The sequence below is a fragment of the Nostoc sp. genome (assembly GCF_036919595.1).
Lineage (GTDB): Bacteria > Cyanobacteriota > Cyanobacteriia > Cyanobacteriales > Nostocaceae > Nostoc.
In genome coordinates, this window is the sequence record NZ_JBALCO010000103.1 from 1 (window position 1) to 23391 (window position 23391).

General features: G+C 43.0%; 18 protein-coding genes and 4 pseudogenes. 15 read left to right on the forward strand and 7 right to left on the reverse strand.

Annotated elements, in window-relative coordinates:
* Nucleotides 1-257: 257 nt before the first annotated feature.
* Both metK and V7K21_RS15475 read right to left on the reverse strand, forming a co-directional pair.
* Nucleotides 258-1532 carry a methionine adenosyltransferase gene (gene metK, locus V7K21_RS15470; protein WP_335175668.1) on the reverse strand — a complete coding sequence of 425 codons (1275 nt, stop codon included), beginning with the start codon at nt 1530-1532 and terminating at the stop codon, nt 258-260.
* A gap of 267 nt (nt 1533-1799) precedes the next feature.
* On the reverse strand, nt 1800-2804 hold the full coding sequence (locus tag V7K21_RS15475) for a phosphoribulokinase (RefSeq protein ID WP_273765939.1): 1005 nt from the start codon (nt 2802-2804) through the stop codon (nt 1800-1802).
* 443 nt (nt 2805-3247) lie between these two features.
* Here V7K21_RS15475 and V7K21_RS30760 point away from each other — a divergent pair, with 443 nt between their 5' ends.
* The 4 genes and pseudogenes from V7K21_RS30760 to V7K21_RS15490 form a co-directional block, all read left to right on the forward strand.
* On the forward strand, nt 3248-3397 hold the full coding sequence (locus tag V7K21_RS30760; RefSeq protein WP_442948892.1) for a helix-turn-helix domain-containing protein: 150 nt from the start codon (nt 3248-3250) through the stop codon (nt 3395-3397).
* 535 nt (nt 3398-3932) lie between these two features.
* Nucleotides 3933-5279, forward strand: a complete 1347-nt coding sequence (gene petH, locus V7K21_RS15480; RefSeq protein WP_335175671.1) for a ferredoxin--NADP reductase — start codon at nt 3933-3935, stop codon at nt 5277-5279.
* Nucleotides 5280-5500: 221 nt separating this feature from the next.
* Nucleotides 5501-6787 (forward strand): homoserine dehydrogenase, encoded by a 1287-nt coding sequence (locus V7K21_RS15485; protein WP_335175842.1) that lies wholly within the window; start codon nt 5501-5503, stop codon nt 6785-6787.
* A 136-nt stretch (nt 6788-6923) separates the two neighbouring features.
* A pseudogene (locus V7K21_RS15490) lies at nt 6924-7163 on the forward strand (Uma2 family endonuclease); the annotation flags it as partial.
* Between the two features lie 17 nt (nt 7164-7180).
* Here the strand turns inward: V7K21_RS15490 and V7K21_RS15495 are convergent.
* From V7K21_RS15495 to V7K21_RS15505, 3 genes are all read right to left on the reverse strand, one after another.
* A complete protein-coding gene (locus V7K21_RS15495) occupies nt 7181-8311 on the reverse strand; it encodes a CO2 hydration protein (RefSeq protein ID WP_335175673.1) in 1131 nt (376 codons plus the stop codon).
* Between the two features lie 152 nt (nt 8312-8463).
* Nucleotides 8464-9969 (reverse strand): NADH-quinone oxidoreductase subunit M, encoded by a 1506-nt coding sequence (locus V7K21_RS15500; protein WP_335175675.1) that lies wholly within the window; start codon nt 9967-9969, stop codon nt 8464-8466.
* Between the two features lie 73 nt (nt 9970-10042).
* On the reverse strand, nt 10043-11899 hold the full coding sequence (locus V7K21_RS15505) for an NAD(P)H-quinone oxidoreductase subunit F (RefSeq protein WP_335175677.1): 1857 nt from the start codon (nt 11897-11899) through the stop codon (nt 10043-10045).
* 657 nt (nt 11900-12556) lie between these two features.
* On the opposite strand from V7K21_RS15505, the gene V7K21_RS15510 reads away from it, so the two are divergent.
* From V7K21_RS15510 to V7K21_RS15545, 9 genes and pseudogenes are all read left to right on the forward strand, one after another.
* Nucleotides 12557-12865, forward strand: a complete 309-nt coding sequence (locus V7K21_RS15510; protein WP_190891121.1) for a carbon dioxide-concentrating mechanism protein CcmK — start codon at nt 12557-12559, stop codon at nt 12863-12865.
* 92 nt (nt 12866-12957) lie between these two features.
* Nucleotides 12958-13302 carry a carbon dioxide-concentrating mechanism protein CcmK gene (locus V7K21_RS15515; RefSeq protein WP_010995041.1) on the forward strand — a complete coding sequence of 115 codons (345 nt, stop codon included), beginning with the start codon at nt 12958-12960 and terminating at the stop codon, nt 13300-13302.
* A 6-nt stretch (nt 13303-13308) separates the two neighbouring features.
* Nucleotides 13309-13611 (forward strand): EutN/CcmL family microcompartment protein, encoded by a 303-nt coding sequence (locus V7K21_RS15520; protein WP_335175678.1) that lies wholly within the window; start codon nt 13309-13311, stop codon nt 13609-13611.
* Between the two features lie 94 nt (nt 13612-13705).
* Nucleotides 13706-15352: pseudogene (locus tag V7K21_RS15525) on the forward strand (ribulose bisphosphate carboxylase small subunit); the annotation flags it as partial.
* Nucleotides 15353-15454: 102 nt separating this feature from the next.
* Nucleotides 15455-15700: pseudogene (locus V7K21_RS30765) on the forward strand (ribulose bisphosphate carboxylase small subunit); the annotation flags it as partial.
* Nucleotides 15701-15856: 156 nt separating this feature from the next.
* Nucleotides 15857-16630 (forward strand): transferase, encoded by a 774-nt coding sequence (locus V7K21_RS15530; RefSeq protein WP_335175682.1) that lies wholly within the window; start codon nt 15857-15859, stop codon nt 16628-16630.
* Nucleotides 16631-16686: 56 nt separating this feature from the next.
* Nucleotides 16687-17475: a BMC domain-containing protein gene (locus V7K21_RS15535; RefSeq protein WP_335175684.1), complete on the forward strand. Its 789-nt coding sequence runs from the start codon at nt 16687-16689 to the stop codon at nt 17473-17475.
* Nucleotides 17476-17727: 252 nt separating this feature from the next.
* The gene (locus V7K21_RS15540; RefSeq protein WP_335175686.1) at nt 17728-18666 is read left to right on the forward strand and encodes a LysR family transcriptional regulator; all 939 of its coding nucleotides are present in this window, start codon (nt 17728-17730) and stop codon (nt 18664-18666) included.
* Between the two features lie 223 nt (nt 18667-18889).
* Nucleotides 18890-20521: a mucoidy inhibitor MuiA family protein gene (locus V7K21_RS15545; RefSeq protein ID WP_335175688.1), complete on the forward strand. Its 1632-nt coding sequence runs from the start codon at nt 18890-18892 to the stop codon at nt 20519-20521.
* A 160-nt stretch (nt 20522-20681) separates the two neighbouring features.
* Here V7K21_RS15545 and V7K21_RS15550 read toward each other — a convergent pair whose 3' ends face one another.
* A complete protein-coding gene (locus V7K21_RS15550) occupies nt 20682-20873 on the reverse strand; it encodes a hypothetical protein (protein WP_273765912.1) in 192 nt (63 codons plus the stop codon).
* Between the two features lie 507 nt (nt 20874-21380).
* On the opposite strand from V7K21_RS15550, the pseudogene V7K21_RS15555 reads away from it, so the two are divergent.
* Nucleotides 21381-21491 (forward strand): annotated as a pseudogene (locus V7K21_RS15555) (Uma2 family endonuclease); the annotation flags it as partial.
* Nucleotides 21492-21529: 38 nt separating this feature from the next.
* Here V7K21_RS15555 and V7K21_RS15560 read toward each other — a convergent pair.
* On the reverse strand, nt 21530-21730 hold the full coding sequence (locus V7K21_RS15560) for a hypothetical protein (RefSeq protein ID WP_335175690.1): 201 nt from the start codon (nt 21728-21730) through the stop codon (nt 21530-21532).
* Between the two features lie 256 nt (nt 21731-21986).
* Between V7K21_RS15560 and mnmE the strand changes: the two genes are divergently transcribed.
* Nucleotides 21987-23381: a tRNA uridine-5-carboxymethylaminomethyl(34) synthesis GTPase MnmE gene (mnmE, locus tag V7K21_RS15565; protein ID WP_335175692.1), complete on the forward strand. Its 1395-nt coding sequence runs from the start codon at nt 21987-21989 to the stop codon at nt 23379-23381.
* Nucleotides 23382-23391 lie beyond the last annotated feature (10 nt).

The following is a 23391-nucleotide window of genomic DNA, read 5'->3' on the forward strand; positions in this document are numbered from 1 at the left end:
CTCGCAGCAATTTACAACTACGAGTTAAGTTTAGCTGTCTCAAAATTCCAAACCCCCACCATAACATAAAACTTATTTTGCAAGAGGTCTATTAAGGGCATATAACCTACGTAGAGACGCAAAATTTCGCGTCTAAAATTTTCACTGATATATTCTTAACTGACGACAGTTGAAAGATAAATAAGGGTATAAGCAAGTTGTCAAGTTGCTTATACCCTTATTTAAACATGTTAAATGTTTTGTAGTAACGTATTATTCTAAGTTAATACCGGAGCAACTACTGCCGAAAGTGACTCGTTTGCTGCTTGCTTCAACAATTCGGCTTTATCGGTCTGTTCCCAAGGCAAGTCTAAATCAGCCCGCCCAAAGTGACCGTAAGCCGCGACGTCCTGATAAAAACGTCCGCCTCGTTCACTTGGTAAGTTGCGTAAATTGAAGGTATGGATAATTCCTGCTGGACGCAGTTCAAAGTGCTGGTTGATTAATTCCAGTAAGGTTTCTTCATCTACTTTGCCAGTGCCAAAGGTATCCACCAGAATGCTTGTTGGTCGCGCTACGCCAATAGCATAGGATAGCTGGATTTCAACTTTGTCTGCTAACCCAGCGGCAACAATATTTTTCGCCACATAGCGAGCCGCATAGGCAGCAGAGCGGTCTACCTTGGTGGGGTCTTTACCGGAAAAAGCGCCGCCACCATGCCGTGAATAACCACCGTAGGTGTCAACGATTATTTTCCGTCCTGTCAAACCAGAGTCTCCCTGAGGGCCACCAACGACAAATTTGCCAGTGGGGTTAACTAAAAAACGTGTTTCCTGATTAGGCTTAATGTCAATGTCGCCAAAAACAGGTTCGACTACTGCTGACCAGAGGTCTTGTTTAATCTTGGCTTGTACCGCCGCCTCATTTGTAATTTCCCCAATAGTGGCTGTATGCTGGGTGGAAATCAGGATAGTATCAATACCTACAGGGCGCCCGTCTTCGTAAGCTACAGTTACTTGGGTTTTGCCGTCAGGACGCAGGTATGGTAGTTCACCCGTTTTCCGAACTGCTGCTAATCGGCGAGCAATGCGGTGGGCGAGACTGATGGGTAAGGGCATCAGTTCTGGTGTTTCGCTGCTGGCAAAACCGAACATTATACCTTGATCGCCCGCGCCAATTTTGTCGAATAGTTGATCACTATCTTCTTGGCGGGTTTCTTGGGCGGTGTTAACGCCTTGGGCTATATCAGGTGATTGTTCGTCTAAAGCTACCAAAACGCTGGTGCTGTTAGCAGAAAAGCCGTTATCAGCATTGGTGTAGCCAATTTCGGCAATTTTTTTGCGGGCAAGATTGACGAAATTCACATTGGCTTTGGTGGTTATTTCACCAGTGATTAGCACCAAACCAGTATTAACTACTACTTCAGCGGCGACACGGCTGCTGGGGTCTTGTGTCAGTAAGGCATCCAGAATGGTATCAGAAATCTGATCGCAGATTTTATCAGGATGACCTTCGGTGACTGACTCGGAGGTAAATAGATATCGACGAGACAAAGGAAATTCCTCCTTTATTGAGTTTTTTTCGCTGACTAAATGTGGGTATTTAGTTCAACTATCTAATTTATGAAATCATAACAATATTTATACTTCAGTAGTTAGTATCTTCTTAATATTGATCAAAACCACTATTTATAAGGTAAGTATCTCTAAATAAGATAAATTTATGCTAATTATTTTGTGGACAAAATGTATTTAATAAAACAAAAAAAAGGAGGACACCCAGAAGCGCCCCCACAGACTTTGACACAAACACTGCTGCTTTTAAACCTGAACCGCTAACTTTGCTTCCGTAGCTGTTAACCGCTCATAGGCAGCACGCATTTTCAAACCTGTAAGTACTTGAAAGAAACCAGTACCATTATTGGAACCTGGATACTCGCGATGCTGGAGTAACAAATGAGTCAATTCACCCTGATATTTTGTGGATGTATTGCTGAGATGGGTTTCGATATAAATTACTTCTTCCAAGTTATCAAATTGACCATCCACTTCTAATACTGAGACATAGCGTCCGTAGTAAACATCTGAACCGTAGTACAGTTGCATACCAGGGTAGGAACAGGTCAGCTTGCGTCCACAGGGAGTCCAATTAATTGTTGACCCTTCATCAAACAGGTAGGTTGGATCAAAGCCTTCCTTACCTTCCCGCTGAAGCATACGTACCCTTAAGACTCTGCGCTCGGTGTCATTTTTGATCAAGTTCGTAGGTAATACCTGAAGAACTACATCGGCAAATTCTCTTTGTGGTTCGATAAACTTATCAAAGTCAGGTTTGCGAGAATTGATTTGCGCTAACACATCTTCGTAGCGATGACCACGTTCAGCCATATCTCGCTGAATTTTCCAGGCAATTTTGACTTCATCGCTAATGTCAAAATAAACACTGAAGTCGATTAGCGATCGCACCCGTTCATCATATAAAGGATGCAGTCCTTCAACAACTATAATGCGATTTGGCTCGATCCGCTCTGGCGGATCAAGCAAGCCGGTTTCATGGTTGTAAATCGGCTTATCAATCCCTTGACCATTTTTAAGCGCTTTAATTTGCTCATACATCAGGTCAAAATTGTTCGCCCTGGGGTCTAATGCAGTTATTCCAGTTTCTTTACGCTGTTTGCGATCCAGGGAGTGATAATCATCCAAGCAGATGACTGTCATTAAATCTTCACCAAACAAATCTATCAAACGACGCAAAAACGTAGATTTACCGCACCCAGAGTCTCCGGCTACTCCAATCAGTACCACGCGTTCCGGCTTACTTGTCATAAATCTCCTCTAAAATACTAAAATTGTGTCAATATTTTTTCACACAGCAGATTCTGAAGCCAGGAGTTTACCCCTTTGGTTTATCCTGCGTTCTTGCTACCTAGCACATCTATAAGACACCAAGCGGGTAGGCAACAAAGTAATTAAGTTGCTACTCGTCGGACTAGCCTGAATGTTGGTGCCGGTAAGTATTTAATCCTAGTGGTGTATTTGATTTTAACAGAAGGGGGTATTCCATACAAGATTGCTGTCTGAAAGAATTAGCGTAGTTCATCAATCATTTTGTTGATTTAGCTGTTAATTTAAAAATGGGGATCAGCACCGCCCATCAGTGTTGTACCTCTGTCTAGCTGCTACTTATGATATATAATCAAGTCTATAAGGTATAATTTATTATTGCCACGAATTTGTTAATCTTCTTAAATTGTAATTCCGGCTTGACAATGCCTAAGATATTCAAAGCAAAAATCTATCCAACGAATGAGCAAAAAAATTGCATTAGTCAAATTATTGGCTGTAAAGTACCTACACTGACCAGACTTGGGGCAAAATGCCTTGTTAAAGGTAGACAAACCGACGCCACAATCTACTAATCATCTAATTATCTATAGACAGGTGATGAATATAGCTAACAACATTCTGGGAGAGTAGTAGATTTAAAGAAGTAAAACCAATCAAAAGAAAACCTTCCTGTCCTTGCCATTCTCCGATTTAAATTCTTGGAGTAGGCAAGCACAACGGCAATTTTTGGAGGGAAACTGAGTAGTAACTTCCACCAATCAAAGCAGCCCTCCAACAATATCTACCATTGGAAGTTGCTCCTTAGGTAGTAAGGTAAAAAGCTATCTCCCTAATATGAGTCGTAGTTAACGAAAAAAAGATTAAATTGACTCCTTATTAACATTCTCTACAAGACTTATCCTTTACCTTAGAAGGTGAACAGGTGTGTTTTTTGCTATGCCTGCATGTCTTTGGTGAGTATACTTAGCAAGGCATTAATTTAATGATGCCGTTTTTCCTTCTTTATCCAGTTTTGTGAAACGAAAATCCGTTAAACTAAAGCTGGCAAGGTAGGGGAATAGTTTTTTTTGAAAAACGGTTAAGTAAATTATCGGAGTGGTAGAACGAATGTACAATCAAGGTGCTGTTGAGGGTGCTGCCAACACAGAATTAGGTAGCCGCCTCTTCGTATATGAAGTAGTGGGTTTGCGTCAGAGGGAAGAAACTGATCAAACTAACTACCCAATTCGTAAAAGTGGCAGTGTGTTCATCAGAGTGCCTTACAACCGCATGAATCAAGAAATGCGACGTATCACTCGTCTAGGCGGCACAATTGTTAGCATCCAGCCCATAACTGCTCTAGAGCAAGTTAATGGTAAAGCCTCACTTAGGAATGCTAACAGCGAAGTCAGCGAGTTAGCTACATCTGGGGAAACTGCTAATAGTGAAGGGAATGGTAAAGCCACACCTGTAAATGCTGATAGTGAAGCTAAAGACTTAGCTGAACCACCAGCACAAGAACAGCTCAAGAACAAGGACAAGAAAGGCAACACCATGACTCAAGCGAAAGCCAAAAAAGACCAAGGTGATATTCCTGTTAACACTTACCGTCCCAATGCTCCATTTATTGGTAAGGTAATATCTAATGAACCGCTAGTCAAAGAAGGTGGGATTGGTATTGTTCAACACCTCAAATTTGACATTTCTGCCGGGGATTTGAAGTATATAGAAGGTCAAAGTATTGGGATTATTCCACCAGGATTAGACAAGAACGGCAAGCCGGAAAAACTTAGATTATATTCCATCGCCTCAACTCGTCATGGCGATGATGTCGATGATAAGACAGTCTCATTGTGCGTTCGTCAGTTAGAGTATAAGCACCCAGAAACTAGCGAAACAGTCTACGGTGTTTGCTCTACACACCTGTGTTTCCTTGAACCAGGAGCAGATGTAAAAATTACAGGGCCTGTGGGTAAGGAAATGTTATTACCCCAAGACCCTGATGCTAATGTAATCATGATGGCAACCGGAACAGGTATTGCTCCTATGCGAGCTTATCTGTGGCGTCAGTTTAAAGATGCAGAAAAAGCAGCTAACCCAGAATACGAATTTAAAGGATTCTCTTGGCTAATATTTGGTGTGCCGACAACTCCAAACCTTTTATATAAGGAAGAACTGGAAGAAATTCAACAAAAATATCCTGAAAACTTCCGCCTCACTGGTGCCATCAGCCGGGAACAAAAAAATCCTCAAGGCGGTAGAATGTACATCCAAGACCGCGTAGCGGAACATGCTGATGAATTGTGGCAGTTGATTAAAAATGAAAAAACCCATACCTACATCTGCGGTTTGCGAGGTATGGAAGAAGGTATTGATGCAGCCTTAACAACTGCTGCTGCTAAGGAAGGTGTAACCTGGAGTGATTACCAGAAGCAACTCAAAAAAGCTCATCGCTGGCACGTAGAAACCTACTAAGTGCTGAGTTCCGTTAGCGGATAGCTATAGTTTAGCCTGTTCTAAGTTATGAATGAGTAGGGTGGGCAATGCTCACCCTACAATTGTTTTGTTATGAATATTATAAATAGTTGAGGAAAGAGTTCTTGGTTTTGAGTAGTAAAGTATACTTCTAACTACTTGGCATTTAGTACTCAGCACTCAGCACTCAGTACTTAAAAAATAAATTGGGTGCAAAATTTGTGGGTGTGAAATTAGGAATACTGGGATTCGGCACCGTAGGAACGGGGACAGTGCAGTTGTTGCAAGATGGGGCTGGGCGTCACCCGTTGTTGCAAGAGATAGAAATCTATCGGGTGGGAGTGCGATCGCTTGATAAACCCCGAGCAGTAGAATTGTCTACGGAAGTCTTAACTACAGATATAGAAGCTATTGTCAACGACCCAGCGGTAGATATAGTTGTCGAAGTGATGGGTGGATTGGAGCCGGCGCGATCGCTAATCCTCAAAGCTTTAAGTAATGGTAAGCATGTAGTCACTGCCAACAAAGCAGCGATCGCCCGCTTTGGAACGGAAATTTTCACAACTGCCAATCAAGCTGGCGTATATGTCATGCTAGAAGCTGCTGTGGGTGGTGGTATTCCTGTGATTCAACCCCTAAAGCAGTCTTTAAGTGTTAACCGCATTCACACTGTAACAGGCATCGTTAACGGTACAACTAACTACATCCTGACGCGGATGCAAACAGAAGGCAGCAACTTCAGCGATGTTTTGGCTGATGCCCAGCGCTTGGGTTATGCTGAAGCTGACCCCACAGCCGATGTCGATGGCTTAGACGCAGCAGATAAAATTGCCATTTTGGCATCATTAGGCTTTGGTGGACGCATCAACTTACAAGATGTTTATACTGAGGGGATTCGGCAAGTCAGCAAAACAGATATTGCCTACGCCGAAAAATTGGGATTTGTGATTAAATTATTAGCGATCGCTAAACGAAATACTCTCTCATCCCTTCTCTCTGTCAGAGTCCATCCCACTTTAGTGCCCCAAGCTCATCCTTTGGCTAGCATCAACGGCGTTTACAATGCCATTCTTATCGAAGGAGAACCCATTGGGCAAGTAATGTTTTTCGGCCCCGGTGCTGGTGCTGGTGCAACCGCCAGTGCTGTCACATCAGATATCTTAAATTTAGTTGCTGTCATCAAAACCAATACAGCAGTTGCAAATCCTTTAATGGCTTGTGGACATCAAGAATACTGCCAAATTGCGCCGATGGCAGAACTGATAACTCGGTTTTACGCCCGTTTCCTCACGAATGACCAACCTGGAGTTATCGGGAAATTGGGGACTTGCTTTGGTAACTATGGCGTTAGCTTAGAGTCAATTGTCCAAACTGGCTTTCAAGGAGAACTAGCAGAGATTGTGGTTGTTACCCATGATGTGCCAGAAGGTAACTTTCGGCAAGCTTTGGCAGAAATTCGGAATTTGTCAGCGATCGAAAGCATTCCCAGTTTACTGCGTGTACTTTGAGACTAATGTTTTAGCGATCGCTCGGCGTTAGGCGTTTCCGTAAGCTTAGAATACTTAGTTTTTCAGATTTCTGTTTGCGTCTGTGCTTGCTAAAATCAACAACAAACTCCTGCGCGAGGACAGCCCTATGACCTTTTATCCGATCACGCCCTTGGGAGTTGAGTTAGGCTTATGGCAAGGAGAATATCAAAACGCCCAATTGCCCTGGTTGCGTTGGTGGGATTTGCAGGGTAATTTGTTGTTGACTGGTGAGGAAAGAGCCGAACAAGAAAGCCAACGGGCTGAACAGGAATCTCAACGGGCTGAACAGGAAAGACAAAAAGCCGATCGCTTAACTGCTCAATTGCGATCTCTAGGCCTTGAGCCAGATGCATAATTTTGAGTAAAAGTCAACTATTTATTCACATCCAGCAATCGGGAAGTTTCTAAGCGACTCATCCACTTTGCGAAATAAACTCGATTAGCTTTTTCCTCAGATGGATCTTTAGTATCTAAAGGATAAGGCGCCAGTCCTAAAATCGCTGCTGTGGTCACGCAAAACATCGATTTTTGGAAAGTCATACAAATTTGCACTCGCAAATCGTCTTCACCCCGCAGGCTGCGACGATAAATTTCATGCAAGTACTCCGGAAGATAATGACGCATATCTTGCATCAACAAGGTAGGAGGAATACCTGCACCGCCGATGGGTAAAGGATCGGCGTATAATGCGCCATACTGGAATCGACTTTGATCTGGGGATATTTGATAAGCTTGGGCGTTGTATGAAACTGTGCCGTGGAAAGGTGTTCCTCTAAAAAAAACTGCTTCTACATAAGGTATTGCTGTGTCTGCTAAGAAAGTCAAACCAACGTCTTCAGGAATGATTTCATAGAGTTTTTCCCGAACTTTGACAGTGTAGGTAATTGGCTTGGATGCATTTTCCACTAACCCTGCTTTAATATGGTCTACAATTTGGGGAATTGATTTGATTTCGCCTTTGTCGTAGCGGTCTGATAAGCTGAGGAAAATATCAGCCATGACTCGCCAAAATTGACCTAAACCAGTGTAGTAAGCAGAAACGCGTAACTGTTCGGTCAAAAAGTCTGGAAACAGTTGGTTAAGACCTAAAATTAAAGGATTATTTTTGAATTTAGCTGTGATGACAGCTTTCGCTCTTTCTTGAAATTCTTTTGTATCTAAATATGTATCTAAACCGCCGCCACCGTGCCACATCATGCCTTTCATGCAATACTCGGCATATTCAAAGTTAATGCGATCGTGCCACCAGTGACGAAGTAATTTCTGAAAAGATACTTCTCCATTAAAGTATTTAAAAAATGGGAAAAATACTAAAAACTGATGTTCGGCAATATAATTCAGATTTATTGAATAGGCATCTATAACTACGCCATAGCTTTTGAGAATACCAACTACTTCCACCACATTTTCTGGACTATCGGAAAGTAATGCCTGTCCTGTTTGCAGGCGTTCAATAAACTCAGGTAAAGGTTCGTTTGTGAATTTCTTTCTAATAGTTACCATTGCGATTTCTCCATTAAGTATTGGGCATCGGGCATGGGGAAGAGGACAAGGGGGACAAGGTAGCAATCTTTCTCCCTTGTGTCCCTTGTCTTCCACCTCTCCCTTGTCTCCCTCATCTCCCTCATCTCCCTCATCTCCCCACTCCCCAATCCCTACTCCCCATTCCCCACTTTTTTATCCAAGGACACTGTTGCTACAACGTTTTGAGTATTCACCATTGCTGTAATTGTTGGTTCACTCCAGCGTGCTAACCAACCAGGTTGAATGCCGAAAATCACAATTAGCACAGCTAAAATTGCAGCTGGGCCGCGATCGCTCCAATACACACGCGGCAAGTTGGTAACTTGTGCAGACAGGCGTCCAAAAAAAGCGCGGTTGAGGAGTATTAGAAAGTAAACCGCAGTTAAGCCTGTACCAATCATGCATAGCAAGGTTTGCACTGGAAAAACTGGAAAACTCCCCCGATATACTACGAATTCGGAAATAAACCCTAACATTCCTGGTATACCAGCGCTGGCCATGACTCCCACAACAATCAAGCTACCAATTACGGGCATACCCCGTTCTGGGTTCAGCAGTCCTTGGAGGACTTCTAAATCACGGCTTCCGGCTTTTTTATACACAACCCCTACTAGCAAAAACAGCATTGCCGAAATCAAGCCGTGGCTAATCATTTGCATGACAGCACCTAATACGCTTAATGGTGTAGCTGCCGCCGCCGCTAAAAGTACGTAGCCCATGTGTCCAATGGAACTGTACGCCACCATTTTTTTCATATCAGTTTGAGCGATCGCGCAGGATGAACCATAGAGTACACTTACTACTGCCCAAGTCGCTAACCAAGGAGCCATATAAGCCCAAGCTTCTGGTAACAAATTCATGCCAAACCGCAGTAAGCCGTAAGTTCCCAACTTTAACAACACCCCAGCCAACAGCACAGAAATTGGTGTGGAAGCTTCAACGTGAGCATCTGGCAACCAAGTATGGAAGGGAACTAAGGGAATTTTAATCCCGAAACCTACCAAAATCCCCGCTAGCAGTAAAAGCTGTGTCGCTAAAGGTAGAGTCGTAGTGTTCAAGGTTGCTAGTGCAAAGTTAGAGGAACCACTCAACCAAACCATGCCGAGGAAACTTGCCAAAATCAAGATTCCAGAAACGGCGGTATAAATGAGAAATTTTGTTGCCGCATAACCCCGCTTAGCTCCACCCCAAATAGCTATCAAGAGATACAGCGGAATTAGTTCTAATTCGTAAAACAGGAAAAATAGCAGTAAATCCTGTGCCAGAAAGGCTCCAGTCACCCCAGCGCTTAATAATAGGAGCAAAGAGTAATAAAATTTAGGACGCTGTAAAGATTCATCGCTGCTGTAGATGGCAATGCAAGTTAACAATCCATTTAAAACCAGCAACGGCAAAGATAAACCATCTATCCCAAGATTATAGTTCAAGCCTAAAACATCTACCCAAGGGAGAGACTCGGCAAACTGTTGAGTGATTTCCCCTGGATGGAACTGAATTGCTAGTACGATTGTCCATAAGAAAACAATACTCGCAAAGACCAAAGCCACCCCACGGGCAAATTTCCCACTGATACCAGAGGGTGAGAAACCAATAAAAGCTGCACCGATTAACGGCACTAAAATTAAAACACTAAGCATAGAATTCAGGTAAGGGGAGCAGAGGAGAATAGTAACTTTTAACTCTTAACAGACGCGATTAATCGCGTCTCAGTTAAAAAGGCAATTTATTTAGTAAACCCGATGACCAGCTGATGAAAAAACCCAGGACGCTGACAACTGCTAGGATGGTCAACATATAGCCCTGAGATTGCCCAGAAATGCTGTATTTTAAAGTTTGTCCGCCGAGAATTGTCGCAAACCCAACCAAGTTTACTAAACCATCGACTAAATAGCGATCGCTCCAAGCAGAAATTTTAGATAGCAGTGCTACTGCACTTACCACAGTTACAAGATAAACGCGGTCAATATAAAAATCATAACCTAACAAGTCTTGCAGAAATCTCCATGCCAAGATTCTGGATCTTGACCAAGCTTTGTGCAGATAAACTGTACACCCTACACCTACGCCTACCACGGTAGACCCAAACAACGCTAAGGCTACATACCAATTAATACTTTCCCAATCGGGTAGTAAGTACCATTGCTGTAGCATCAGAGGTACAAGCAGAGTCAGCACTGTAAGAATCACCATTGGCAAGGCCATCTGCCAACCAACTTCTGGAGTGCGACGGGTCTTTTGTTGCGGTTTCCCCCAGAAGACTAATCTAAATACTCTCGTCAAATTAAATGCTGTCAAGCCATTGACCAATATTAAAACCCCAATCACCCAAGGGCTAATATTCACGAAACCGTCAGCCCATGCTAGCATTGCCCAGAAACTTCCCAATGGTAGCAGTGATACCATTCCCGCTGAACCGACAACATAGGCAGTGGTGGTGGCTGGCATCCGTGACCACAGACCGCCCATTTCTGTTAAGTCTTGGCTTTGGGTAGTCAAGATTACCGAACCCGAACTCATGAATAATAATGCTTTAGCGATCGCATGAGTTAACAGCAACATCAAGGCCACACCCCCTTGCTGCAACCCCACCGCCAAAAACACTAAGCCCATGTATGCACTGGTGGAATGAGACAGCGATCGCTTAATGTCTATTTGAGCTAGAGATACTAATGTTGCCCCAATAGCTGTCACAGTGCCCATGACTACCAAGGTATTTAAGGCAACTGGTGACAGGGCTAACAATGGTTGCAGTTTATACAAAAGATAAGCACCACCAGCTACTACTAGTGAGTTTCGCATTACCGAGGCGGGATTGGGCCCTTCCATGGCCTCATCTAACCACAGGTGCAGTGGAAATTGGGCACATTTACCAGCAGGCCCTGCAATTAATGCCAACCCCAGCAATGTTGATGTCATTGGGCTTAAATTAGCTGTTTGCGCCCACTCATATAAATCCGAAAAGTTCAAACTGCCGGCTAAGGTGGAAAGCGTCACTACAGCCATCAGCAGCAACAAGTCTCCTACCCGTTTAGTCCAAAACGCATCTCGCGCTGCTGTCACTACTAGTGGTTGAGCATACCAGAACCCTACCAGCAAGTAAGTCGAAAGCGTCAGGACTTCCAAAAGGGCATAGCTAAGAAACAAAGAATCACTGATTGCTAGACCACTCAGCGCTGCTTCAAAAAATCCCAGTAGCCCAAAAAAACGCGCCAACGACCAGTCTTTTTCCATGTAACCCAGAGCGTAAACTTGTGCCAGTAAGCTTAACCCTGTAATTAAAACTGTTGCCCCAATACTGATTGGCGATAGTTCCAAGCTAATAGAGAAGTCTAAATCCGCAGCTTTGAACCAGTTTACCAGTAGGTTTTCTGGTTCTCTATCCCAGATATTTTTAAATACAAACAGGCTATGGGCAAAAGCCAAAACTGTCGTTAACAAGTTTATATATGCCGCAGGTCTTGGCCCTGTTCGCCGAATTATCCCTATTCCCCACGGCAACGTCAAAATTGCACCCAATAAGCTATATAAAGGCACAAACCAACTTGTTGAAAATAGAAATTGATTCATTTAAATTTCCCTTGACGACTTAGCCTTGATTTGAAAAAAGCTTTCACACAATTATTTATTCTAAAAAATTAATTTAAGAAAATATCAATGTTTTTTACTATTGTTTAAACTAAATTATCAGAAGTATTTTTACTTCACTTTACTCTATTAAAATTTTGTAAAATATAACTTTACATACTCTAAAGCATTTACTTGCATTAACCTCACTGACCTTTTTACATTTGTCTTTCTACTTTGAGCAAAGTAGTTTATACGATATATTTGAAAAAATTATATATTTTTCACCTAGTCCTTGCACATCTAGCTAAAATTGGCAGAAGATAGAAACAGCAAAAGATACAGCCGCTTCTCGTCACCCGCCAGATAAAATTACCCTTGGTTATGAATGTCGTTTTGTAAATGTGATAAAGAAATTATAAAGCATAAGTGGCTGCTCTAGGAATCAGTAAACTTTAATTAGTCAGAAGCGCAGATAAATTTATGTTAAGTTTTTTAAAACTTTCTTATCATAAACTATTATAGTAATTTATATTGCCAGGAACGCCAAGCTTTCCTATGCTTAATTTGGAAGTGTTTTCTTAGCTCTAAGATAAAGCTCTCCCCGTCAAAAATTTTAAGCGACAGTACTGATTAGATTCATTTTGTAGGAGTTCTGCGATGCCAATTGCAGTTGGAATGATTGAAACGAAGGGCTTTCCAGCAGTCGTAGAAGCTGCTGATGCGATGGTGAAAGCCGCCCGTGTCACTTTAGTAGGGTATGAAAAAATTGGTAGCGCTCGCGTCACCGTAATAGTTAGGGGAGATGTATCGGAAGTGCAAGCTTCCGTAGCTGCCGGGGTTGAAGCGGCGAAAAGAGTAAATGGTGGTGAAGTCTTATCCACTCACATCATTGCTCGTCCTCATGAAAACCTGGAATACGTCTTGCCGATTCGTTACACAGAAGCTGTGGAACAGTTCCGTACCTAAGAGCTGTTTAAACAAAGTTAATTAACGCTCTTTACCTTTTTTGAGCATCGCTTTTGTCCAAGGCTAAAAACTTTAAATAGGGATTAAAACTAATGTCAATTGCAGTGGGAATGGTTGAAACGCTAGGCTTTCCAGCGGTAGTGGAAGCTGCTGATGCGATGGTGAAGGCTGCCCGTGTTACTCTAGTGGGCTATGAAAAAATTGGCAGTGGTCGAGTTACGGTAATTGTCCGGGGTGACGTGTCGGAAGTGCAAGCTTCTGTGGCCGCAGGTGTTGAATCAGTGAAGCGAGTCAATGGCGGACAAGTGTTATCTACTCACATCATTGCTCGTCCTCACGAGAACTTGGAATACGTCCTACCAATTCGGTATACAGAAGACGTAGAGCAGTTCCGGGAAAATGTGAATGCAATTCGTCCTTTCGGTAGAAGACCGTAATTTGTAATGCAAGTCGCCAAAGTTCGCGGCACAGTAGTTAGCACCCAAAAAGATCCAAGTCTTAGAGGTGTCAAACTACTGTTGTTACAATTAGTAGATGAAGACGGAAACATCCTGCCACAATATGAGGTAGCAGCAGATACTGTGGGAGCAGGAGTAGATGAGTGGGTACTTGTCAGTAATGGCAGTGCTGCTCGTAAAGTTGTTGGCAATGAACAGCGACCATTAGATGCAGTGGTAGTAGCGATCATAGATACCATTTATGTTGAAGATCGCATGATCTACAGCAAAAAAGATCAATATCGATAGTCAACAGTTAGAGAAGTAAGGAGTCAGGAGTGAAAAGCAAAAACTCATAACTCCTAACTCATAACTCCTAACTTAATACAGGAGGAGTCTTGAAATGGCAGTCCGTAACACGGCGGCACCCCCAACCCCGTGGTCAAGGAATTTAGCTGAACCCAAAATCCATGAAACTGCCTTTGTACATTCATTCTCCAATGTGATTGGAGATGTGCGGATCGGTGCAAATGTAATCGTTGCCCCGGGGACTACGATTAGAGCAGATGAAGGCACACCTTTTTATATTGGTGAAAACACTAATATTCAAGATGGGGTTGTGATTCATGGGTTGGAGCAAGGTCGAGTAATTGGCGATGACCAAAATAAATACTCGGTGTGGGTAGGTAAAAATGCTTGCATTACTCACATGGCTCTAATTCACGGACCAGCTTATGTCGGGGATAATTCCTTCATTGGCTTTCGCTCTACGGTGTTTAATGCCAGGGTGGGTGCAGGTTGCATCGTGATGCTGCACGCTTTAATTCAAGACGTAGAAATTCCCCCAGGTAAATATGTACCTTCAGGAGCGGTAATTACTAGCCAACAGCAAGCTGACCGCTTGCCAGATGTGGAAGATCAGGATAAGGAATTTGCTCATCATGTGGTTGGGATTAATCAGGCATTACGGTCTGGTTATCTTTGTGCTGCAGATAGCAAATGTATAGCACCCATTCGGGATGAGAACGCTAAATCTTATACAGGTAATGGTATTACCGTCTTAGAGTTGGAAAGGAGTAGTGAAGTGTCGAGCAATAGCTTGGGTGCAGAAACAATAGAGCAGTTGCGCTATCTATTAGAGCAAGGGTATAAGATTGGTACGGAACATGTAGACCAAAGACGGTTCCGCACTGGTTCTTGGACTAGTTGCCAACCAATTGAAACAAGATCCATCGGTGAAGCGATCGCAGCATTAGAAAGCTGTGTAAGAAACCATAGCGGCGAGTATGTCCGACTATTTGGCATTGACAAAGGTAGACGACGTGTGTTAGAAAACATTATCCAACGCCCGGATGGTGATGTAAAACCACCTACCAACTTTAAAGCTCCTGCTAATCGTGGCAATAGCAGTTACAGCAGCAGTAATGGTAACAGTAACGGCTTTAGCAGTGGCAAAGTCAATGGGGAAACTGTAGAGCAAATCCGCCAACTTTTGGCAGGTGGTTACAAAATTGGCATGGAACACGTAGATGAGCGCCGCTTCCGAACTGGTTCCTGGACTAGTTGCAAGCCAATTGAAGCAACTTCCATAAATCAAGTAATTTCCGGCTTGGAAGAATGTATAGAAAGCCATCAAGGCGAGTATGTGCGTTTAATCGGCATTGATACCAAAGCCAAACGGCGGGTATTAGAGACCATTATCCAACGTCCAAATGGTCAAGTAGCCTCCTCTGGCAGTCAAAAATCATTTACTAGCAGTGCATCCTCCGCAATGGGAACAGCTACCAGTAGTCGCTTAAGTACTGAAGTAGTAGACCAACTCCGGCAATTATTGGCTGGCGGCAATAAAATTAGCATCGAACACGTAGATGAGCGCCGCTTCCGGACTGGTTCCTGGACTAGTACTGGTCAAATTCAAGCCTCTTCAGAAAGAGAAGCGATCGCAGCCGTAGAAGGGCACCTTGGCCAATACCAAGGAGAATATGTGCGCTTAATTGGTATTGACCCCAAAGCCAAACGGCGGGTATTAGAGACCATTATCCAACGTCCAAATGGTCAAGTAGCCTCCTCAGGCACTCAGAAATCATTTACTAGCAGTGGGGTCTCTGCTACTCCTACGGCAACAGCTACCAGTACGCGCTTGAGTACTGAAGTAGTAGACCAACTCCGGCAATTCTTGGCTAGCGGCTCTAAAATTAGCATAGAACACGTAGACCAACGGCGGTTCCGGACTGGTTCTTGGACTAGTATCGGTCAAATTCAAGCCTCCTCAGAAAGAGAAGCGATCGCAGCCGTAGAAAGACACCTCGGCGAATACCAAGGAGAATATGTGCGCTTAATTGGTATTGACCCTAAAGCCAAACGTCGGGTATTAGAAACGATTATCCAACGACCTTAAGGAATTAGGAGTTAGGAATTAGGAGTTAGGAATAAGCTTTGAATCAAAACTTTAATCTTAAAAATTCCCACACTTCTAACTCATAACTTCTAACTCCCAACTTTTTATGAATTCCTAACTCTCTATTTTCTTCCGGCTTCTGAGGTTAAAATTTCCATGTCTGTGCTGTCACTGCGCCTCAGCAATAACTTTGATTCTTACATTAGTGGTGAGGTGACTATTCATCCAAGCGCAGTACTTGCACCTGGGGTGATCCTCCAAGCGGCTGTAAACAGCAAGATCATCATTGGGCCAGGGGTCTGTATTGGTATGGGATCAATTCTCCAAGTTTATGAAGGAACCCTAGAGGTAGAAGCAGGCGCAAACCTGGGAGCCGGTTTTTTGATGGTTGGCAAGGGCAAAATTGGAGCAAATGCTTGCATTGGTACAGCAACAACAGTTTTTAACTATTCGATTGAAGCTGGACAAGTAGTTCCACCTGGTTCAATTTTGGGAGACACCAGTCGGCAGATTGCCCAAACAAAGCAACCGGAACCATCTACAAATAACCCCACGGCTACAACTGGGCCACCGCAGAAGGAAGAGGAAAATGGCTCAGGTGGAGATAAGGAAAAGGTAATTTCTTCAACGAACTTCTCAGCTTCGGCTTTTTTGGATTTCAAACAACACAAGTCGATTTCTTACTTTAAATCTCCCGCTACTCCAGAAAGCCAGTCTCCTCCTGTAGAGGAGCCAGCCAATGATCCTGACTCCACCTTGCAAGAAGCCGCTCAAGAGTCTATAAAACATGACTCAGACCCCAATCAGCTAACCACAGAATCCCTTAACGGTTTCGGGACTCAAATTTATGGGCAAGGGAGCATAAACAGACTGTTGACCACATTGTTTCCTCATAGACAATCCTTGAGTGACCCAAACTCTGACGATTAGTCCGAGTAAGTGTTAATTGTAAGTTGTCGGCTTTTTCCCTATTTTGGAGAATTCACATGGAAACATATAATCAACGGTCTATTCGTACCATCCAGGGAGCGAGTAGTCAAGAAACCTATCAGGATACTGCTTTGGGTTTAGTTTCTACCCGCAGCTTTCCGGCGATAGTTGGTACAGCGGATATGATGCTGAAATCGGCAGGAGTTCATCTAATTGGGTATGAAAAAACTGGTAGTGGTCATTGTACTGCGATCGTGCGGGGTGGAATTGCTGACGTGCGTCTTGCCGTAGAATCCGGTGTCCAAACGGCTGAACAGTTTGGTCAGTTGATTTCTAGCTTGGTGATTCCCCGACCTTATCCCAACTTAGATATAGTGCTTCCCATTACAACCCGTTTCACTAAATTGATGGAGGAGGGCAATTACAGCCGTCTGAGTAACCAAGCAATTGGTTTGGTAGAAACACGAGGATTTCCAGCGATGGTAGGAGCATGTGATGCGATGCTCAAAGCTGCTGATGTTCATTTAGCAGCCTATGAAAAAATTGGTGCGGGTTTGTGTACAGCCATTATTCGTGGTTCCGTAGCAAATGTGGCGGTAGCTGTGGAAGCCGGCATGTTTGAGGCAGAACGCATTGGGGAATTGAATGCAGTGATGGTAATTCCCCGACCCCTAGACGAAATGGAGCAAACCTTGCCATTAGCAAGTTGCTGGATAGAAGAACGCCAACCGTTAAACTTACCAGTGAATATTAAAGAACAAGTTGCTGAAATTGAGGTACTAAGATTACCAGACTTAACCAAGCTACCTACAAAAGTTACAAAAGAATTATGGAATGATGAATGATGATAGATAAATTTTGGAAAATCCTCATTCATCATTCAACATTCATCATTTACGGGGAAGGCATCTTACGCTTTTGCTGTTCTGATAATAACTTCTTAAATCCATAAATAAAATACCTTTATTTAATAGAAGGGATAGAGTTTTATCTATGAATAAAACTCGTAACTTTCTGTGAGCATCACTATATAATTTGCCAGCGTTCAGCAATACTAGTTTTATATCTATTAATCGCTATATATAGGAGAATCACCCTTGAAGCAAGCGACGCTGCACCAGTTAAAGGTATTCGAGGCGGCGGCACGGCACAGTAGCTTTACTCGCGCTGCGGAGGAATTGTTTCTCACCCAACCTACCGTTTCTATGCAGATCAAGCAACTCACAAAATCGGTAGGGTTGCCATTATTTGAGCAGGTAGGCAAGCGGTTGTATCTCACCGAGGCAGGACGGGAATTATTTGCCACTTGTCGGCAGATTTTTGAAAATATAGCCCAGTTTGAAATGAAGGTAGCAGATTTAAAAGGGCTAAAACAGGGACAATTACGCTTGGCAGTGATTACAACAGCAAAATATTTTATCCCACGTTTGTTAGGGCCGTTTTGCCAACTTTATCCAGGGATTGATATCTCGCTGCAAGTAACGAATCACGAGCAAATCTTGGAACGGATGAGTAATAATCTGGATGACTTATATATTATGAGCCAAGTTCCAGACAATATGGATGTGAATTGCGAAGCATTTTTAGAAAACCCTTTGATAGTCTTTGCACCAGTCAATCATCCGTTATCCAAGGAAAAAAATATTCCGATACAACGCCTGTCTAACGAACCTTTTATTATGCGCGAACCTGGTTCAGGAACTCGTCGCGCCGTCCAAAGTCTATTTGAAGAAGAAAGCGTTACAGTAAAAGTTAAGCTGGAATTGGGAAGTAACGAAGCAATTAAACAAGCCATCGCAGGTGGTTTAGGAATTTCGGTTTTATCCCGTCATACCTTACTATTAGACGCCTCAGAGTTTAGCATTTTAGATGTACAACACTTTCCCATTCAGCGGAATTGGTACATGGTTTACCCAGGTGGGAAGCAGCTATCTATCGTCGCTCGTGCCTATTATGAGTATCTACTGGCTGCGGCAAAGAATTTTGTAGAGCAAAGCGCTGTGACTTCTAGTACACTTGAACCAATTCCTCGGTAAACTAAGGGATTTCAACAAATAAATTATCCAATCTTGTCGAAAAATTTTCACTCTTTTATCAGGCTGGGCTTTCACGTTAACTTGACACCAATGGCGAGACGCCCACCCCACAAAAAGTAGTTGAATATTTTTTTATTTGGATTCCCTAAAGGGGTTGACGGTTAGACCGGGAAACATTGACAATTAACCAGCAGAATCAATTAAAAATGGGGGAAAACTGGCAGTGGTTAACCCGGAAATACCGTCTTGGTGCAAAACAGTACAAAGCGAGATTGTAGCTGTTACAGTGTATGCTGACAGAGCATTGGTTACACGGCGGGGTGTAGTATCTTTAACAGGAATTGAACAGCAATTAGTAATTACCCCAGTGCCAGAGACTCTGGAAACTGAGTCTGTCAGGGTAAGTGGTACAGGTACAGTAGGGGTGCGAATGCTTGGAGTGAGTTGCGATCGCATTTACACCACTGAACCTATAGCAGAACGAGTAGCACATTTGACAAGGCAAATTCAGCAGTTAGAAGCAGAAAAACGCCACCTACAAGCCCAAGTCGATGCTTTAGCATTGCAGTCTAGTTTTATCGCCGGCTTACGTGAAAAAACAGAGGAACCTTTTGCACAGAGTTTATCCCGAAAAAATCTCAGCCTTAGCGAAACTTTGGATTTTTTGAACTTTCTCGGAAGCCAGTATAGTGAGTATGCGATCGCATCTGGGGAGTGCAAAACCCAACAGCAAGAATTAGACAAACAATTGCAAGCACTCCTCACCTCATTGCAGAAAATCCAAACACCCCATCCCAAAGAAAATTTTAGCTTAGTTGTGGCAACTGAAGTTACGGGTGAAGGCGAATTTGAATTAGAGGTATCATACTTAGTGAATCGCGCTAGTTGGACTCCCCTTTATGACTTGCGCTTTAGCACTAGCAGCGATATTGTACATCTGAGCTACCTTGCAGAAATCACTCAGAGTAGTGGCGAAGATTGGATTGGTGCAAATCTCACCCTTTCTACCGCTAAACCGGGATTAGGTACACTCCCACCCAAACTTGAACCTTGGTATATTGATACCCTACGTCTTCATAAAGTGCGAGAACGACGATCTCGATTAGCTGCCCAGCCACCACTGCTGCCTAGCATAGCAGAGCCGCCTGCTTCTGCTGCCAGAGCGGATTGGCAAGAAGAAGACGTTGCAGAGGATAGTTTTATCCCAGCAGAAACTGTTGCAGCACAAGTATCCAAAGAAGGGAGTGTAGTTAACTTTAAACTGAATGGTGGTAACATTCCCAGTGATGGCGCACCCCATAAAACTACAATTTTCAATGATGATTATCCTTGTAGCTTTGATTATGTAGCAATGCCGCGCTTGGTAAGTTTTGCTTATCTGCAAGCTAATGTGGAAAATAGTCCCAGTGGTGCGACTTTGTTACCAGGTAAAGCAAATATTTTCCGCGACAATGTTTTTATTGGGACAACTCAGTTAGACAATATTGCACCAGGGCAAGAGTTTAAACTGAACTTAGGGATTGATGAAGGTTTAAAAATTGAGCGCGACTTAGTTGAACGTCTGGTAGACAAAAGATTAATTAGCAACCAGCGCCGGATTACTTATAGTTATCGGTTGATAATTACTAACTTACTAGACAAAGAAGTAAATCTAAAAGTAACTGAACAGTTACCAATTAGTCGCGACGAGCAAATTAAAGTGCGCCTCAGCCGCAGCAACCCACAAATTCAACTTGGTGAAATGGGGATTTTAGAATGGCAGTTAACTTTTCCACCACAGGAGCGACGAGAGATATATTACCAGTTTAATGTTGAACATCCCCCTGAATTAACTGTGGTTGGGTTAGATATTTAAACAACATCACTAGCAATGATTCTAATTTAACCAGGATTTACGTAAAATCACGCCTAATGTGAATTGGGAAAAAAGGCGGGAGAAGTGAGAAGATGAAAGTTACCAGCTTTTCAACTCAGACTTCCCCCATGACTAGCATAGACTTTGGTCAGATGATTTCTTATTCCACTGTGTCTGACGGTAAAGGGAGAATTTCGTCTGGGTTTTCCTCTACATAATCAGGTTCAAACTCAGCGAGTACTTTGTTATCTATTTCCTCTAGCCCCTGTACAGTAAGAGGTATACCTTGAGCTAGCTTCTCATCGGTAAGTTCGGTTGAGCGCACTTTCATCAGCTCATCTGGGTTAGACATTAAATTCTCCTATTGTGGTAACTTATACTCTCTAATCATCAAATAAGTAAGTAGATACAATTAAATGTAAGATGTCATTGCCAGCGGCAGGAAGTGAGGCGTAGGAATCTCAGTCTTTGCGATTGCAACTCTACCAGACGCTACCGCCAACACTTCGTACCTTACGGGAAGGTTGCGCCAATGCAATGACGAACTATCTTATAATTGTAAATGATCGCCTTTCCAAAATTTTCTCTTCGAGTGCGATGAAAATTAGGCAAACTTGAATAGAGACAAAGGTGAACTTTTAAACAACAGCACCTTGGTGGTAGGCAATTTTCCAACTTAGTTCGCTTCTTCGCCAACTCGAGCGACGAGTCATTCGCTCTTTGTGAATCAATGTGTATGTCAGAAGATAGTTTTGGGGCGCAATTTCAAGGCAGTGAAAGTTTTTAGTTTCCCAAATCTCCTCAGTTGGATTTTCATACAGCTTTTTTAACGTATCTAGTATGTACATTAAGTAGGGCATTAAACTCGACGCCGGAAGAAGTTGCACAACAGGCTGAACAAGAAAAGCAACGCAGCGATCGCTTGGCGGCAAAACTGCAAGAATTAAATATAGATCCAGATACTATTTAACCTCCACGCTGTCTTGCTTGTGCCTGTTGGCGCGAATGCTATGGATCTTCAGGAAAAACCCATTTTGGTGGTTCTGTAATTTTTTTCCGCAGACGTTCTTGTGCCAACTCCAACATTTTGTCTAAGGGAGTATCTTGAAGAAATTTTGCAGCGGCCTCTCTAAACTCGATATTGGGGCATTTATTCCCTAAAACACAGCCGTTAACACAGGCTTGGGCGCAGTTAATTTTTTGCTCCACAGTAAATTCCTCTCTCTAAAAGTTATGAGTTATAAGTTGTGAGTTATGATTATTACCCTTAACTTCTCACTCTTTACTATCAGGCATCACCCTCCAGGTAAATTTTACCTTGACAGCTGCCATCTAATTAGTCTAAATACCTACCATTTAGAAAGTTATGAGTTATAAGTTATGAGTTATGATTTTTACTCCTAACTTCTGTAGAGACGCGATTAATCGCGTCTCTCCTCACTCCTCACTCTCATAAAGGGCGCTCATGTCAGAAGTTTTTGCCACTACTGGAACCATCGCTGCGATCGCTACAGCTGTTGTCCCCCAACAGGGTAGCGTTGGTATTGTGCGGGTATCAGGTTCCCAAGCAATGGCTCTAGCCCAAACTCTCTTTCATTCACCAGGACGGCAAGTTTGGGAAACTCACCGGATTCTCTACGGTTACATTCGCCATCCCCAGACGCAACAACTGGTGGATGAAGGCTTATTGCTGATTATGAAAGCACCCCGTTCTTACACCCGTGAAGATGTGGTGGAATTCCATTGCCACGGGGGAATAATGGCAGTGCAGCAGGTGTTGCAACTATGTTTGGAAAATGGCGCTAGACTAGCCCAACCGGGAGAATTTACTCTCCGCGCCTTTTTGAATGGACGATTGGATCTGACGCAAGCCGAAGGTATTGCTGACTTAGTAGGGGCGCGATCGCCTCAAGCTGCCCAAACTGCCTTAGCTGGTTTACAGGGAAAATTAGCTCATCCGATCCGTCAGTTACGCGCCAACTGTTTAGATATCTTGGCAGAAATCGAAGCTCGAATCGATTTTGAGGAAGATTTGACTCCGCTGGATGATAAAGTAATAATATCAGAAATAGAGAAAATTGCCGCAGAAATAACTAGATTATTGGAAACCAAAGACAAAGGTGAGTTGCTACGCACAGGTTTAAAAGTGGCAATTGTTGGGCGTCCAAATGTGGGTAAGTCCAGCTTATTGAATGCTTGGAGCCAGAGCGATCGCGCCATTGTAACTGATTTACCTGGTACAACCCGTGATGTGGTGGAATCTCAGTTAGTTGTCGGAGGAATTCCCATACAAGTGCTAGATACAGCGGGGATTCGGGAAACAACAGACCAAGTAGAAAAAATTGGTGTCGAGCGATCGCGTCGTGCTGCCAATGCAGCTGATTTAGTCTTGCTTACCATCGATGCTTCAGATGGGTGGACAGAAGGCGATCAAGAAATTTATGAACAGGTACAACACCGTCCGTTGATTATAGTTATTAACAAAATTGACTTATTAGAAGAAAGCGAAAGAAAAATTATTCAATCCCAAATCCAAAATCCAAAATCTAAAATTGTTACAGCAGCAGCAAGAAATCAAGGAATTGATATTTTAGAAACAGCAATTTTAGAGATAGTTAAAGCCGGAAAAGTCCAAGCTGCTGATATGGATTTAGCCATTAATCAAAGACAAGCAGCAGCCTTAACTAAAGCTAAAATCTCCTTGAAACAAGTACAAGCAACAATTACCCAGCAGTTACCTCTTGATTTCTGGACAATTGACTTACGAGGTGCGATTCAAGCACTAGGAGAAATTACCGGAGAAGAAGTTACAGAATCAGTTTTAGATAGAATCTTTAGCAAGTTTTGTATTGGTAAGTAAACCATAAATA